This is a genomic window from Micromonospora sp. NPDC005087 (assembly GCF_042872965.1).
In the GTDB taxonomy this organism is placed as follows: Bacteria; Actinomycetota; Actinomycetes; order Mycobacteriales; family Micromonosporaceae; genus Micromonospora.
The window spans coordinates 245,416-259,875 of record NZ_JBIALB010000007.1; the positions used below are offsets into that span (position 1 = coordinate 245,416).

General features: G+C 75.5%; 13 protein-coding genes. 4 read left to right on the forward strand and 9 right to left on the reverse strand.

What is annotated here, in order from left to right; translation table 11 throughout:
- Nucleotides 1-43 precede the first annotated feature (43 nt).
- From ACFYPS_RS18890 to ACFYPS_RS18925, 8 genes are read right to left on the reverse strand one after another with little or no spacing between them, the layout of a single operon-like run.
- On the reverse strand, nucleotides 44-1,027 hold the full coding sequence (locus tag ACFYPS_RS18890; protein ID WP_387325780.1) for a DNA topoisomerase IB: 984 nt from the start codon (nucleotides 1,025-1,027) through the stop codon (nucleotides 44-46).
- On the reverse strand, nucleotides 1,011-1,964 hold the full coding sequence (locus ACFYPS_RS18895; protein WP_387325782.1) for a glycosyltransferase family 9 protein: 954 nt from the start codon (nucleotides 1,962-1,964) through the stop codon (nucleotides 1,011-1,013). Before ACFYPS_RS18895 ends, ACFYPS_RS18890 begins: the two co-directional genes overlap by 17 nt.
- A complete protein-coding gene (locus ACFYPS_RS18900; RefSeq protein ID WP_387325785.1) occupies nucleotides 1,961-2,662 on the reverse strand; it encodes an SDR family oxidoreductase in 702 nt (233 codons plus the stop codon). Before ACFYPS_RS18900 ends, ACFYPS_RS18895 begins: the two co-directional genes overlap by 4 nt.
- Entirely contained in the window at nucleotides 2,659-4,167 is a 1,509-nt protein-coding gene (locus tag ACFYPS_RS18905) for a PfkB family carbohydrate kinase (protein ID WP_387325788.1), read from the reverse strand. Before ACFYPS_RS18905 ends, ACFYPS_RS18900 begins: the two co-directional genes overlap by 4 nt.
- Nucleotides 4,168-4,183: 16 nt before the next feature.
- Complete coding sequence (locus ACFYPS_RS18910) at nucleotides 4,184-4,885, reverse strand: SIS domain-containing protein (protein WP_354964333.1); 702 nt, start codon at nucleotides 4,883-4,885, stop codon at nucleotides 4,184-4,186.
- A complete protein-coding gene (locus ACFYPS_RS18915) occupies nucleotides 4,882-6,099 on the reverse strand; it encodes a glycosyltransferase (RefSeq protein ID WP_387325790.1) in 1,218 nt (405 codons plus the stop codon). The genes ACFYPS_RS18910 and ACFYPS_RS18915 overlap by 4 nt, the downstream gene beginning before the upstream one ends.
- Entirely contained in the window at nucleotides 6,084-7,058 is a 975-nt protein-coding gene (locus ACFYPS_RS18920) for a glycosyltransferase (protein ID WP_354964123.1), read from the reverse strand. Before ACFYPS_RS18920 ends, ACFYPS_RS18915 begins: the two co-directional genes overlap by 16 nt.
- Nucleotides 7,055-8,734 carry an HAD-IIIA family hydrolase gene (locus tag ACFYPS_RS18925; protein ID WP_387325793.1) on the reverse strand — a complete coding sequence of 560 codons (1,680 nt, stop codon included), beginning with the start codon at nucleotides 8,732-8,734 and terminating at the stop codon, nucleotides 7,055-7,057. Before ACFYPS_RS18925 ends, ACFYPS_RS18920 begins: the two co-directional genes overlap by 4 nt.
- Nucleotides 8,735-8,889: 155 nt before the next feature.
- On the opposite strand from ACFYPS_RS18925, the gene ACFYPS_RS18930 reads away from it, so the two are divergent.
- From ACFYPS_RS18930 to ACFYPS_RS18940, 3 genes are all read left to right on the forward strand, one after another.
- A complete protein-coding gene (locus tag ACFYPS_RS18930) occupies nucleotides 8,890-9,336 on the forward strand; it encodes an SRPBCC family protein (protein ID WP_387325796.1) in 447 nt (148 codons plus the stop codon).
- The gene (locus ACFYPS_RS18935) at nucleotides 9,333-10,334 is read left to right on the forward strand and encodes an SDR family oxidoreductase (RefSeq protein ID WP_387325799.1); all 1,002 of its coding nucleotides are present in this window, start codon (nucleotides 9,333-9,335) and stop codon (nucleotides 10,332-10,334) included. Before ACFYPS_RS18930 ends, ACFYPS_RS18935 begins: the two co-directional genes overlap by 4 nt.
- A 143-nt stretch (nucleotides 10,335-10,477) precedes the next feature.
- Nucleotides 10,478-11,245 (forward strand): polyprenol monophosphomannose synthase, encoded by a 768-nt coding sequence (locus ACFYPS_RS18940; protein WP_387325801.1) that lies wholly within the window; start codon nucleotides 10,478-10,480, stop codon nucleotides 11,243-11,245.
- 52 nt (nucleotides 11,246-11,297) lie between these two features.
- On the opposite strand, the gene ACFYPS_RS18945 is transcribed toward ACFYPS_RS18940, so the two are convergent.
- Entirely contained in the window at nucleotides 11,298-12,905 is a 1,608-nt protein-coding gene (locus tag ACFYPS_RS18945) for a phytoene desaturase family protein (RefSeq protein ID WP_387325804.1), read from the reverse strand.
- A gap of 72 nt (nucleotides 12,906-12,977) precedes the next feature.
- Here ACFYPS_RS18945 and ACFYPS_RS18950 point away from each other — a divergent pair, with 72 nt between their 5' ends.
- On the forward strand, nucleotides 12,978-14,411 hold the full coding sequence (locus tag ACFYPS_RS18950; protein ID WP_354964118.1) for an aldehyde dehydrogenase family protein: 1,434 nt from the start codon (nucleotides 12,978-12,980) through the stop codon (nucleotides 14,409-14,411).
- Nucleotides 14,412-14,460 lie beyond the last annotated feature (49 nt).

Here is a 14,460-nt window from a genome sequence, read left to right on the forward strand (position 1 = left end):
TCCGGTCCCGTCACTCTCCCCCCAGGACCGTAGGCGGGGCCGGTCAGGCCTTCTCGAGCAGCTCCAATACGACCCGTTCGGCCTCCTCCCGTGGCGCCTGCGGGTCCACCGGCGCCACCACCCCGTCGTGGTAGAGGTCCACCACCCGAGGGTCCACATAGGATGTGCGCGCCACGGTAGGGGTGTTGCCCAGCAGCTCGGCGACCTCGCGCATCACCGCGACCACCGCCTTGCGCCGGGCGGTCATCGAGCGCCCCGGGCCGGCGGTGGCCAACTCGGTCGCGGCGAGCACGGTGGCGTGCCAGGTGCGGAAGTCCTTGGCGGTCATCTCCCCGCCACTGGCGTCGCGCAGGTACCCGTTGACCTCGTCGCTACGCACGTCCCGCCACTCCCGGCCGTCCCAGTAGCCGAACAGCCGGTCCGCCTGCCGACGCCGGCGGCGCAGGTCCGTCAGCACCTGGCACAGCTCCGGGTCCTCGATCCGGCGCACCTGCTCGATGCCGCCCTTCGCCGGGAACTCGAAGACCACGCAGCCGCCCCGGGACCGGGCGTGCTCGGGGCGCAGGGTGGACACCCCGAACGTCGGCTCGTCGCCGGCCGCGTACTGGTCGCTGCCGACCCGGAACATCCCCATGTCCAGCAAGCGGGCCACCGTGGCCAGCACCCGGTCCCGGCCCAGGCCCCGGCCGCCCAGGTCGTGCCCCACCCGCTCCCGCAGCACCGGCAGCCGCCGGGCCACCTCCAGCATGTGGTCGAACTTCGCCTCGTCCTGCTTCTCCCGCCACAGCGGGTGGTAGAGGTACTGCCTGCGCCCCGCCGCGTCGATGCCGATCGCCTGGATGTGGCCGTTCGGGTACGGCGAGATCCAGACGTCCTCCCACGCGGGCGGGATGACCAGCTCCCGCAGTCGGGCCAACTGGTCGGGATCCCGGACCGGAACGCCGCCCGGATCGACGAAGTGCCAGCCCTTGCCGCGCCGTCGGCGCCCGTACCCCGGCCGGCCCGGATCGCTACGCCGCAATCGCACCGGAGACCCGCACCACCCGTTCCACCTCGTCCACGGCGGCCAGCACCTCGTCGAGCCGCAGAGCCGCCAACGTCGGGTGGCTTCCTACCCCGTCCCACCGGCGCCAACCGCCGGCACCGGCCCAGAGCACCCGGTGCCGGGGCCGGTCCGGCGGCGGCCCCCAGTGGGCCGGCGGCACCGGCCCGAAGAGCACCACCGAGGCGGTGCCGTACCCGGTGGCCAGGTGCGCCACCCCGGTGTCCCCGCTGACCACCAACCGGGCGTTGGCGACCAGCGCGGCGAGCGCCCCGAGGTCGGTCCGGCCGGCCAGCACGGAGGTCGGCGGCAGGCCGGCCGCGTCGGCCACCCCGGCGGCCAGCGCGCGTTCGTCGGCCGAGCCGGTGAGCAGCACCCGGTGCCCCCGGTCGGTGAGCGCCCGGGCCAGCGCGGCGAACCGCTCGGCCGGCCAGCGCTTCGCGGGGATCTTGCCGCCGGGATGCAGCACGGTCGCCCCGCTGGGCAGCCGGGGCGCCTCGGGACGGCGCAGAGCGAGGTCGGTGCGGTCGGCCGGGATGTCGTACCACGACAGCAGCCCGCACCACCGGTCCACCTCGTGCTCGTCGGCGGCCCACGGCGGGCCGTCGACGAACCCGGCGTCGGTGTTGGCGAAGGCGAGCAGGCGTCCGGGGCGGGCGGCGGCGAGCAGCCGGTGCGACTGCGGGCCCTGCCCGTGCAGGTTGACCGCGACCTGCGGGGCCGGGCCGGGCCAGGCCGGGCCATCCAGCCCGGCGGTGTCCACCAGCCGGTCGACGCCGCCGACCAGGTCGACCAGCGGGGCCAGCCAGGCGGGCGCGGCGAGCGCCAGCTCCCGACCGGGGTACGCGACCCGCAGCGCCCGCAGCGCGGGCACCGCGGTGACCAGGTCGCCGACGCCGAGGGCGCGCAGGACGAGGATCACGGGTACGAGGTCTCCTGCTCGGCGCAGACCACCATCTCGCGTACGGCGCAGCCGGGCGGCTGGTTGAGCGCGTACATGATCGCCGCGGCGGTGTCGACAGGATCGTTGAGGATGGCGTCCGGCCCCGGCTTGTACTGCGGGTCACGCTCGTCGAAGAACGCGGTACGCATCCCGCCGGGGATGAGCAGGGTGACGCCGACCTGGCCGGCGAGTTCGGCGGCGAGGGCGCGGGTGAAGCCAACCACGCCGAACTTCGCCGCGCAGTACGCGGTGGCGTCGCTGACCGCCTTGACACCGAGGGTGGAGGCGACCGTGACGATGCGACCGCGGGAGGTCTGCAGGAACGGCAGGGCGGCCCGGATCACCGCGGCGGTGGCCAGCAGGTCTACCGCGACGATCCGGTCCCAGGTCTCCCCCGGCACGTCGGCGAGCCGGCCCGGCACGTCCATGCCGGCGGCGGTGACCACCGCGTCCAGGCCGCCGGCCTGCTCGGCGAGGTGTTGCGTGGCCACCTCGGCGGCCCGGGTGTCGGCCAGGTCGCACTCGGTCCAGGACACCCCGTCGACCGGCGGCTGCCGATCCAGCACGAGCGGCCGGCCACCGGAGGCGGTCACCGCGGCGACCACCGCCGCGCCGAGACCGCTGGAACCGCCGGTGACCAGGACGGTGGGCCCGGCACCGGGTGACGCGGCGCTCATCGGGTCCGCTCCCCGCCGGGCGTCACCGACGACGGCACGGCGGTGCGGGCCGGCTCCGTCGGGTCGCCGGTCGCGCAGCACGCGCCGGTGGCGTGCCCTTGGCCGGAGCGGGCGATCATGTCGGTGGTGGACCGGCCGTCCAGGTACGGCACCACCACCGTGTGCCCGTCCCAGCGACGCAGGACCTCCGCCTCGGGCAGCGCCGCGGCGTCCCCGCCACCACTGGCGTAGTCCCCGCCCTTGACCCAGATGTCCGGACGCAGCCAGGACAGCGCCGCCTCCGGGGTCGACTCGTCGAAGACCATGACCGCGTCCACACAGCTCAGCGCGGCCAGCAGCCGTGCGCGGTCACCCTCGGACATCACCGGCCGGTCCGGCCCCTTCAACCCGGCGACGCTGGCGTCGGAGTTGAGGCAGACGATCAGGCAGTCGCCGAGCTGACGGGCGGCCTGCAGGGTGGCCACGTGCCCGGCGTGCAGCAGGTCGAAGCAGCCTCCGGTGGCCACCACCGTGCCGCCCGCCGCGCGTACGTCGGCGAGCAGCGTGGCGACCGCCGCCACGCCCACCCGGTCACCACCCAGGCCGACCACGCCGGTAGGCGCCGACTTCACAGGCGGTGGGAGGGCCGCGGCCACTCCCCCGCCCGCCACATACGCGGACGCGTCGGCGACCGCCGCCTGCACCGCCTCGGAGACCAGCGCGCCCTGGGCCAGCGCAAGGCTGGCGCTGGCCGCGAACCGGTCGCCGGCGCCGCAGGTGTCCCCCTCGGCGCTGCCCGGGGTCGGCACCACCAGCGGCGTCGACCCGGCGTGGCAGAGCAGCGCGCCGTCCCCGCCCAGCGTCACCGCGACGGCACCGGCCCGCCAGCGTCGGCGCAGACCCTGCGCGCCCCGGGAAGCGGTCGCGAGGCGGGACGCCCCGGGCAGCGTGGGGACCAGCTCGCGCACCTCCGACTCGTTCGGTGTGGCCAGATGCACGCCAGGCACCGCCGCCGGTCCACGCGGATGCGGGTCCCACACCACCGGGGCGCGGGTCGCGGCCAGCGCGGCGCGCAGCGCGGGCTGGCGGGCGACCCCCCGACCGTAGTCGCTGACCAGCACCGCCGACGCCGCACCGATCACCCGCAGCACCTCGTCGGAGGGCTGGCCCGGTTCGCCGGGTACGCCGCCGCGGTCGTGGCGCAGCAGCACCCGGCCGCGGGCCCGCAGCCGGACCTTCTCCGGCGTCGCGCCGGACAGGGTCAGCGGGTACACCTGCACACCGGCGGCGGCGAGCAACGCGCTCAGCCGGGCGCCGCCGGCGTCGTCGGCGAGCGCCGTCACCAGCACCACCTCGGCGCCCTGCGCGGCGGCGAAGACCGCCGCCAGGCCGGCGCCACCGGGCCGGTCAGCGGCCGCGGTCTCGTCGAGCACGGGCACCGGGGAGTCCGGGCAGAGCCGGTTCACGACCCCTTCCACGTCCCGGTCGAGCAGGGTGTCCCCGACCACCACCACGGGTCCCCTCACGCTTACCTCCTCATCCTCACGCGTCGACCTGCTGTCCGGTCCCGCCGTCGAGCACCACCTCGACCCCGGTACGCACCGGCCCGGACGGGAGCCGACCGGCCGGTGCGGGCTCGGCCGGCGCGTGCCGGGTGGACGCGGCCAGCGCGGCGGGCAACTCCTGCTCGAGGTATTCGCAGAGCAGGTGGCTGGTGACGAGGTGCAGTTCCTGGACGACCTGGGAGTCGGGGGACGCGACGGCGAGGGCGTCGGCGCAGGCGTCGGCGAGGGGGTTGGGGGCGGGCCCGGTGAGCGCCCAGGTGGTGAGGCCGCCGTCCCGGGCGGCGTGCGCGGCGGTGAGCAGGTTGCCGCTGGTGCCGCTGGTGCTGAGCAGCAGCAGGATGTCGCCGGGTCGGCCGTGGGCGCGGACCTGGCGGGCGTAGACGTCGGCGTAGCCGTAGTCGTTGGCGATCGCGGTCACGGCGCTGGTCTCGGCGTGCAGGGCGATGGCGGACAGCGGCTGCCGGTCGTGGTGGAGCTTGCCGACGAGTTCGGCGGTGAGGTGTTGGGCCTCCGCCGCGCTGCCACCGTTGCCGGCGACCAGCAACCGTCCCCCGCCCGCCAGCCGGTGCGCCAGCTGCGCACCCCAGCGCGCCAGCTGCGACTCGCACCGTCGGTAGGGCACCAGCGCCGCGGCGAGGTTCGTCAGGTGGGTGTCGAGCGGGCTGCCCGCCGGCATCAGGCCACCACCCGGGTCGGCCGGCGCACCGCGGCCACCTCGCCGTAGAGCTCCGCCAGCCGCTCGGCCGTGGCGGCCCACGAGTACCGCGACCGGGCCCGCTCACGCGCGGCGGTGGCGTACCGGAAGCGCCGGATGCGGTCGTCGAGCAGCCGCTGGATCGCGGTGGCCAGGGCACGTGGATCGCGGGCCGGCACGAGATCGCCGGTCGTCCCGTCGACCACCGTGTCCCGGATGCCGCCCACGGCGGTGCCGACCACCGGCACCCCACAGGCCATCGCCTCCAGCGGCGTCAACCCGAAGGGCTCGTACCAGGGGGCGGCGACCAGCAGGTCCGCCGAGCGGTACCAGCGGCCCATCTCCTCCCGGGGCACCGCGCCGACCAGCCGTACCCGGTCGGCCACCCCGCAGGTCTCGGCCAGCGCCCGCAACCGCCGGGCGTACGGGTCGGTCTCCAGCAGCCCCTCGGGCGGCCCGCCCACCACCACACACTCGGCGTCCGGCACCAGCGCCATCGCGCGGATCACGGTCTGGAAGCCCTTGCGCTCCACCAACCGGCCCACGGTCAGGATCCGGGGCCGGCCCGGCTCCCGGTCCGCGGCCGGCCCGAGCGGGGTGAACGAGGCGAGGTTGACCCCGGACGGAACGACGGTCATCCGGGACCGGGGCACTCCCATCCGGACCAGCTCACCGACCTCGTCGCGGCACTGCGCGACCACCCGGTCCACCGAGCGGCCCAATTCCCGCTCGTAGGAGATCCGCCGCGCCGGGCTGGTGTCCTGCACGCCCTGGTAGCGGCGCTTCACGGTGCCCAGCGCGTGGTACGTCTGCACCACCGGCACGCCGGTCTGCCGGCCGGCGTTCAGCGCGGCCAGGCCACTCATCCAGAAGTGCGCGTGGATCACCTCGGGCATCCAGTCCCCGCCCCGCCACCGCTCCACCAGCCACCGGCTGAACTCTCGCATGTGCGGCAGCAGCGCGTCCTTGGCCACCGGCTCGGCCGGACCGGCCGGCACGTGCACCACGTCGTACCCGTCCGGGCTGCGGACGGTCACCGGCAGGTCGAGCGCGTCCCGGCGGGTGTAGACCCGCACCTCGTGCCCGGCGTCGGCGAGCGCGGCGGACAGCTCCGCGACGTGCGTGTTCTGGCCACCGGCGTCCTCCCCTCCGAGGATGGCGAGCGGGCTGGCGTGCTCCGAGATCATCGCGATCCGCATACTTCCTCCTCCAGCAGCCGGTCCCAGTCAGCGAGGAAACGGTCGAGGCCGTACCTGTCCCGCGCGGCCGTCCGTGCCGCCGCGCCGGCCTGACGCGCGGCCTCCGGCTCGGTGATGAACCGGCGGGCGGCGTCGAGCAGGGTGTCCATCCGGGTGGCGAGGGCCCCCGCCGCCGGGGGCACCGCCGTCACCGCCTCGGTGGTGGCGAGCGCGACGACCGGCATGCCGATCGCCATCGCCTCGATCAGGCTGAGCCCCAGCGAGGTCCACCGGCACAGGTGCAGGTACGCGCGCCGCCGGGCCAGTTCGGCGTGCATCCGGTCCTGGGGTACGTCGTCATGGCTGGTGAGCCGCTCGGCGGGCAGGCCGAGGTGGTCGGCGAGGCCGGCGACGCCCATGCCGAACACGTCCAGCGGAGCGATCTCGGCGAACCGGGGCAGCAGGTCGGTACCGGTGACCCGGCCCCGCCGTACCGGCTCGTTGATCACCACGGCGAGCCGGTCCAGCTCACCGGTGTACGACACGGCGGGGGCGACGATCCCGTGATCGACCACTGTGGTGCGGGTGCCGCCGGTGTCCCAGAAGATCTGGTTGAAACCGGTGACGTGGGCGATGAGCAGGTCGTCGCGGTCGGCCATCGGATGCCGGGTGTTCGGCACGTCGCCCTTGGGCGTGTTGTGTTCGACGTAGATGGCCGGGACGTCGCGGCCGGGGCGGCGGCCCAGCCACTCCTCGGCGAGGTCGACCTCCTCGGGGCGTTGCAGGATTACCAGGTCGACGCCGGCGCCGGGCAGGTCGGCGGGGGCGACCTCGACGGCGCTGTCCGGCCAGGGGTAGGTGCGGGCACGGCCGAGGCCGTTGGGGCCACGGTCGGGTGTGGTGGGGATCAGGTAGCGGTGGCTGCCGTGCACGAAGGACGTGGTCCAGGAACCGTGCACGTGCCAGAGCAGGACGTTCATCGGCCGCCACCACCGCTGACGGCCAGCACCCGCAACGCCTCGACCACCTCGGCCGGGTCGATGCCGCTCAGGCAGGGGTGCGCGGGCACCGGGCAACTGGCCGCCCGGGTGTCCCGGCAGGGCGCGTCGGCGTTGCCGAGCCGGACGGTGGGCACCCGGTAGGGCCCCCACTGCCCAAACGGGACGGTCGGCGCGAAGAGACTCACCACCGGCACCCCGGCCGCCGCGGCGAGGTGTGCCGGCCCGGTGTTGCCCACCACCACCGCGCCGGCGTCGGCGACGATCGCGGCCAGCCCGGGCAGGTCCGTCCGGCCACCCAGATCGGTGCCGCCGGCCGCCGCGACCCGGGCGGTGACGTCGCGCTCGTCGGAGCCACCGGTGACCAGCACCCGGTGCCCGGCGGCGGTCAGCGACCCGGCGATCCGGGCCGCCAGCTCGGGCGGGCAGGCCCGGCTCGACGCCGCCGAGCCGGGGTGCAGCACCACGTAGCCGGGGTCACCGAGGTCGGCCGGGCGGGGCGGCAGGGCGTCCGGCCGCAGCCGGAGCACGGGTTCGTCGTCGCCGGGCAGCCGGTGGCCGGCGGCGGCGGCGAGGGAGAGGGCACGTTCGGGTTCGGGGACGCCGACGGGCACCCGGTGGCGGACGTCCAGCAGGGAACCCGGATAGTCGTCGCTGATCGCGGAGATCCGGCGGATCCCCGCCATCCGCAGCAGCAGCGCCAGCGGCAGCGCGGACTGGTGGAACGAGGTGAAGACCACCGCCTCGTCCGCGCCTATGGCGGCGAGGCGCGCGGCCAGGGTCCGCATGGCGTCCGGGTCGACCGGCGCCGGAGTGGGATCGATCCACGGCAGCGGATGTTCGAGAATCTCGTCGACGCCAGGCAGCAGATCGGCGGCCGCCCGCCCGCGTGGCCCGCACAGCAGCACCACCCGCTGCGCGCCGGCCGCGACGGCGCGGATCGCCGGCCCGGTGACCAGCACGTCCCCCGCCGAGTCCGACCGCACCACCAGCGCTGTGCCCACCCGCTCGCCGATCCGACCCGGCACGGTGTGCACCGCCTGCTGGCGGCGCAGGATCTCATCCACCGCCGCCGGCAGGTCGCTGGCCAGCCACCCGGCGGCGGCGACCTCCTCCGGCCGGGTCACCGGGGTGGGCACCAGCACACCGGCCGCCCCCGCCGCCAGCGCGGCGGCCACGTCCCGACCGATGTCGCCCACCAGCACGCAGCGCGACGCGCGCGTGCCGAGCTCCCGTGCGGCGGCGTGCACCAGGCCGGGGGCCGGCTTGCGGCAGTCGCAGCCGTCGGCGTCGTCGTGCGGACAGACCAACCACGCGTCGAAGCGCCCCAGCAGCTCCTCGATCCGGGCGTGCACCGCCCGCATCTGCTCCTCGCCGAAGTAGCCCCGGGCCAGGCCGGACTGGTTCGTCACCACCGCCAGCCGCAGCCCGGCGGCCCGCAGCCGGTCCAGCGCCGCTCGCGCTCCCGGCACCGGCCGCACCTTCTCCGGATCACCGTTGTACGGCACGTCCTCGATCAGGGTGCCGTCCCGGTCCAGCAGCACCGCGTCGTACAGGACGGGGCGGGTGCCCTCGACAGGCCCGGAACCGGCCCGGCCAGCACCGGCGTACACCCGGGCTGACCTGCGCTGATCCGGATCCTCCTGGTCCTGTCGCACAGGCGGCGGGTTCCCTGCGCCCCGAGGAGTAAACGTGGTCGTCGGCGCGGTGGGCCAGCGCCGCCGGCGGTGCCCCGCGTCGGCCTTACCCGCCGCCCCCGAGAAGCTAACCCGCCGGGCCGTTAGCCACCTTTCCCGCGGGGTATGGGAGTCCAGTGGCGGTTGTGGAGAAAGTGATCGACGCTCCCCCCCAGCAGGTTTTCGACGTGCTGGCCGACGGATGGACGTACAGCGACTGGGTGGTCGGCACGGCGCACGTCCGGGACGTGGACGAGGCCTGGCCGCGGGTGGGCAGCCAGCTGCACCACCGGGCCGGGCCGTGGCCGTTCTCGTTGCAGGACGCCTCCACCGTGCTGGCCTGCGAGCCACCGCACCGGCTCGTGCTCCGGGCCGGTCTCTGGCCGGCCGGCGAGGCGATCGTGGCCTTCACCCTGGAACCGGTCGGCGCGGGCGCCACCCGGGTCCGCATCGGGGAGGACTTCGCCGCCGGTCCGCTGCGCTGGGTCCGCAACAAGATCAATGATCTCGTGCTGCACCTGCGTAACCGGGAGACGCTGAACCGGCTGTCCGACATCGCCACCCGGCAGAAGGGTGCGCCGTGACGCAGGCCGTGGTGGTGACCGGCGCGAGCGCCGGCGTCGGACGGGCCGTCGCACACGCGTACGCGGCCCGGGGCGCCCGGCTGGCGCTGCTGGCCCGGGGCGAGGCGGGCCTGGCGGCGGCCGAGCGGGAGTGCCGGCGGCGCGGCGCCACCGACGTACGGGTGTACCGGGTCGACGTCGCCGACGCGGGTGCCGTGCTGCAGGCCGCCGACGACGTGGTGCACCGGTGGGGCCGCATCGACGTGTGGATCAACAACGCGATGGTGTCGGTGTTCGCACCGGCGTGGGAGATCCCGGCGCGCGAGTTCCGCCGGGTCACCGAGGTCACCTACCTGGGCACGGTGTACGGCACGCTGGCGGCGCTGCGGCACATGCGGGCGCACGGCCGCGGCGCGATCGTGCAGGTGGGCTCGGCGCTGGCCTACCGGGGGATCCCGCTGCAGTCGGCGTACTGCGCAAGCAAGCACGCCGTCCAGGGGTTCAACGACTCGCTGCGGGCCGAGCTGCTGCACGACTGCCCGGGGGTGAAGCTGTCGATGGTGCAGCTGCCCGCGGTGAACACGCCACAGTTCTCCTGGGTCCGCACCCGGCTGCCCCGGCATCCGCAGCCCGTGCCGCCGATCTTCACGCCGGAGTTGGCCGCGCGGGCGATCGTCTGGGCCGCCGATCACGGCACCCGGGAGCTGAACGTGGGCGGCCCGACCTGGCGGGCCCGCCTGGGCGACATCCTGATCCCCGGCCTGCTGGACCGCAAGCTTGCCCGGGACGGGTACGACAGCCAGCAGACCGGCGACGAGATCGACCCGGCCACCTGGCGGGACAATCTCGACCACCCCGGCGACGAGGACCGCGACCGGGGCGCGGCGGGCGTCTTCACCGACCGGGCGCGCGGTCGCTCGGCGGCGCTCTGGGTTGGCACCCACAAGCCGGCGCTGTCCGGTTTCGCGCTCGTCGGCGTGGCGCTGGCCCTCGCCGCCGCCGCCCGACGCCCTCGCTGACCTGCGCCCGGAGCAGCGGAGCAGGGCTCGCACCCAGCGGAGGGACACCGTCCGCAACGCCCGGAAGGGGAGCCTTTCCAAGCCGGACGTGGCAACTGGCTACCCTCTCAGGTAGCCCTGTCCGCAAACCGAGGATGTCCGACATGATCGAGCCCGTGCAGCTGCCGTCGCCGTGGCGGGACGCGCGCCTGACCGTCGTGGTGCCCACCTACAACGAGGCGGGCAACCTCCCGGCGCTGGTCGAGCGGCTGCTCGCACTGCCGCTGCCGGGGCTGCGCATCCTCGTTGCCGACGACAACTCTCCCGACGGCACGGGCGAGGTGGCCGACAAGTTGGCCATCGAGCACCCGGACCGGATCGAGGTGGTGCACCGGGCTGGCAAGGAGGGCCTGGGCCGCGCCTACGTGGACGGAATGGGGCGGGCGCTCGACGGCGGCGCCGAGTACGTGGCGCAGATGGACGCGGACCTGTCCCACCCGCCGGAGGCACTGCCGGGGATGCTGGGCGCGCTGCTCTCCACCCAGGCCGGCGTGGTGATCGGTTCCCGGTACGTGCCGGGCGGCGAGCTGGACGAGAACTGGCCGCTGTACCGCCGGGCGCTGAGCGGTTGGGCGAACCTATACGTGCACACGCTGCTGCGGGTGCGGATCCGGGACCTGACCGCCGGCTTCAAGATCTGGCGGGCCGACGCGCTGCGGGACATCGGCCTGACCCGGGTGCAGTCCAACGGCTACAGCTTCCAGGTGGAGATGCACTACCTGGCCACCAAGCTGGGGCACACGATCCTGGAGGTGCCGATCCGCTTCGAGGAGCGGCGCGACGGCGAATCCAAGATGACCACGGCAACCAAGATCGAGAGTGCTCTGATGCCGTTCCGCCTGCGCAGCAAGCACCGCAACATCACCAGCTGACCTGGCCTCCGGCCCGCCCCTTCGCGGGGCGGGCCGGCCAGGGCGCGGCGGGTCAGTCGGGGTAGACGGCCCGGTGCGCGGTGGCGATGGTGGCGGCGTAGGCGCGGCCGGTCAGCGCATGGTCGCGTGCGAGCGCCGCACGGGCCGCGTTCGCGCCGGGCGCGCCGTGCACCCCGCCGCCGGGATGCGCCGACGAGCTGGCCAGAAAGAGCCGGTCCACCGGGGTGTCCGCCCGGCCCAGGCCGGGGATCGGGCGCAGGAACAGCTGCTGGTACGCGGCGGCGGTGCCACCGCCGAGCGTGCCGCCGACCAGGCTCGGATTGCCCTTCTCCAGGTCGGCCGGACCGGCCACGTGCCGGCCGACGATGAGCTGCCGGAAACCCGGCGCGGCCGCCTCCAGCACGTCCTCCATCCGCTGGACGTGCCCGGCGACCTCCTCGGCCCGCCAGTCCCGGCGGAACGGCAGGTGGGTGTACGACCAGAGCGACTCGGTGCCCGGCGGGGAGTGGCTGGGGTCGGCCACCGACATCTGCCCGAGCAGCAGGAACGGGTCGCGCGGCAGCTCGCCGCGGGCCAGCTCACCGGAGTACCGGGTGAGCCCGTCCAGGTCCGCGCCCAGGTGCACGGTGCCGGCGCCGGCCACCTCCCGGTTCGTCCACGGCACCGGCGCGCTGAGCGCCCAGTCGACCTTCAGCGTCGAGCCGTCCCACCGGAAGTGCGCCAGGTCCTCCACCAGGCGCGACGGCAGCGCGGCCGCGCCGACCAGGTCGAGGTAGAGCGCCGGCGCGGGCACGTCCGCGAGCACGGCTCGCCGGGCCCGCCACAGGAGGCCGCCCTCCGTGCGTACCCCCATCGCCCGGCCCCGGGCGGTGAGCACCCGGTCGACCCGGGCCCCGTAGACGATCCTGCCGCCCCGCTCCTGCAGCCGGGCCACCAGCGCGTTGGTGATCTGCTGCGCGCCGCCGTCGGGCACCGGCCAGCCGACCTGCTGACCGAGCATGGCCAGCAGCCAGCCGTACACCCCGGAGCCGGCCTCCTCCGGGGACAGGTCGGTGTGCAGGGCGCAGCCGGCGAGCAGCGCCGGCCCACCGTCGCCGTCGAAGAGCTCGTCGCCGAGCTTGCGGACCGGTACCACCAGCCGCCGGGCCAGCCGCAGCGCTCCTGCGACCCGCAACCGCCGCAGCAGAGCCAGCCCGCCCCGCACCGGCGGGAACGGCGCGGTGATGGTCGTCAGCATCGGCTCGGCCACGTCGAGCCAGTCGGTGTACGCGTTGAGCCAACGCTTGCCGTCGCCGGGCGCGAACTGCTCCAGCGAGGCGGCGGTGACGTCCGGGTCCCGGTTGACCACCGCGGCGCGGCCGTCCGGCAGCAGGTGCGCCAGCACATCCGGCGAGTGCCGCCAGGACAGCCCGTACCGGTCGAGGTCGAGCCCCGCCAGCACCGGCGAGGAGTACCCGAGGGGGTAGAAGGAGCTGTAGAGGTCGCTGAGGTAGCCGGGCGCGGTCACCTCGGCGGAGCGGACCGCGCCGCCGGGCACGGCGGTCGCCTCCAGCACCACGACGTCCCATCCGGCGTCCGCCAGCAGGTTGGCCGCTACCAGGCCGTTGTGGCCGGCGCCGACGACGACGGCGTCCGCGCTCTCCGCGCCGGTGGTGGTCATCCGATCCGCCTACCCGGCGTGGAACCGGGCGAAACGCGTTTGCCTCGCCGGGGCCGGGGCATCCAGCGCCGCATGTACACGGTTGCGCAGTTGATAGGCGGGGTGTGGGGCGCCGGCGGCGGTGGTGGTGAGCTGGTCGTCCATGACCCGGCGGACGGTTCGCCGGTCAGCTCGGTGCCGGTGGCGACGGCCGATGAGGTCGCCAAGGCGGTGGGGGCGGCGCGCGAAGCGGCGGCGGAGTGGGCGGCGACCGCCCCGGCCGCGCGGGCGGCGGCGGTGCACCGGGCCGCGGACGCGGTGGCGGCGGTGACCGAGGACCTGGCCGCGGCGGTCACCGCGGAGATGGGCAAGCCACTGGCGGATGCCCGCGGCGGTGTCGAGGCGGGCATTGGCACCCTGCGACAGTACGCCGAGCTGGCCCCGCTGCGCGGCGGGCGGACGCTGCACGGCGTAGCGGACGCGCTGGACTTCATGACCCCGCAGCCGCGTGGCGTGGTGGCCGCGATCACCCCGTGGAACGACCCGGTGGCGGTGTCCTGCGGGCTGCTCGGCGCGGCCCTGGTCACCGGCAACGTGGTGCTCTACAAGCCCAGCGAGCGCACCCCGGCGACCGGCTGGCTGCTGGCCCGGGCGCTGGACCAGGCCCTGCCGGCCGGGGTGCTGTCCCTGCTCACCGGCGGCCCCGAGGTCGGCGCGGCGCTGTCCGGCCAGGAGGTGGACCTGGTGGCGCACGTCGGGTCCACGGCGACCGGCCGGGCCATCGCCGCGGCCTGCGCCGGCACCGGCGCGAAGGCGCTGCTGGAGAACGGCGGCAGCGACCCGCTGGTGATCGACGCCAACGTGGACCCGATCTGGGCGGCGGAGCAGGCGGCGCGGGGCGCGTTCGCCAATGCCGGGCAGATCTGCGTCGCGGTGGAGAGGATCTACGTGCACCGGGACGTGGCCGAGGAGTTCGTGGCCGCGCTGGTGGAGCGGGCCGAGGCGCTGCGGATGGGCCCGGGCCGCGACCCGGGGACCGACCTGGGTCCGCTGGTCGACCGGCGGCACCGCGACCACGTGCACGGTCAGGTCACCGCGGCGGTGGCGGCGGGCGCGCGGCTGCGCACCGGCGGTGAGCTGCCGGACGGTCCGGGCGCGTTCTATCCGGCCACCGTGGTCGCCGACTGCCGGCACGACATGCCGCTGGTGCGGGATGAGACGTTCGGGCCGGTCGCCCCGGTGGTGGTGGTCGACTCGTTCCACGAGGCTCTGCGCTGCGCCGCGGATTCCCCGTACGGGCTGGCCGCCACGGTGCTGACCGCGTCGATGAGCCACGCACAGCGGGCCTGGCGTGAGCTGCCGGTGGGCACCGTGAAGATCAATTCCGTGTTCGGGGGCGCACCGGGCGGCGCCGCGCACCCGCGCCGGGCCAGTGGGCAGGGCTTCGGGTACGGCCCGGAGCTGCTGGACGAGTTCACCGCCACGAAGGCCGTGCACATCGAGGCGCCGGGCGGCGGGCACTGGTGAACGGCACGGGCGGGCGCGGGGTCGCCGCGTCCGCCCGTACCGCATGCGT

Bases quoted from the DNA above. Each gene is read 5' to 3' on its own strand.
- ACFYPS_RS18900 (WP_387325785.1), bottom strand. From the start codon at position 2,662: ATGAGCGCCGCGTCACCCGGTGCCGGGCCCACCGTCCTGGTCACCGGC.
- ACFYPS_RS18915 (WP_387325790.1), bottom strand. From the start codon at position 6,099: ATGCGGATCGCGATGATCTCGGAGCACGCCAGCCCGCTCGCCATCCTC.
- ACFYPS_RS18920 (WP_354964123.1), bottom strand. From the start codon at position 7,058: ATGAACGTCCTGCTCTGGCACGTGCACGGTTCCTGGACCACGTCCTTC.
- ACFYPS_RS18940 (WP_387325801.1), top strand. From the start codon at position 10,478: ATGATCGAGCCCGTGCAGCTGCCGTCGCCGTGGCGGGACGCGCGCCTG.
- ACFYPS_RS18945 (WP_387325804.1), bottom strand. From the start codon at position 12,905: ATGACCACCACCGGCGCGGAGAGCGCGGACGCCGTCGTCGTCGGCGCC.
- ACFYPS_RS18950 (WP_354964118.1), top strand. From the start codon at position 12,978: ATGTACACGGTTGCGCAGTTGATAGGCGGGGTGTGGGGCGCCGGCGGC.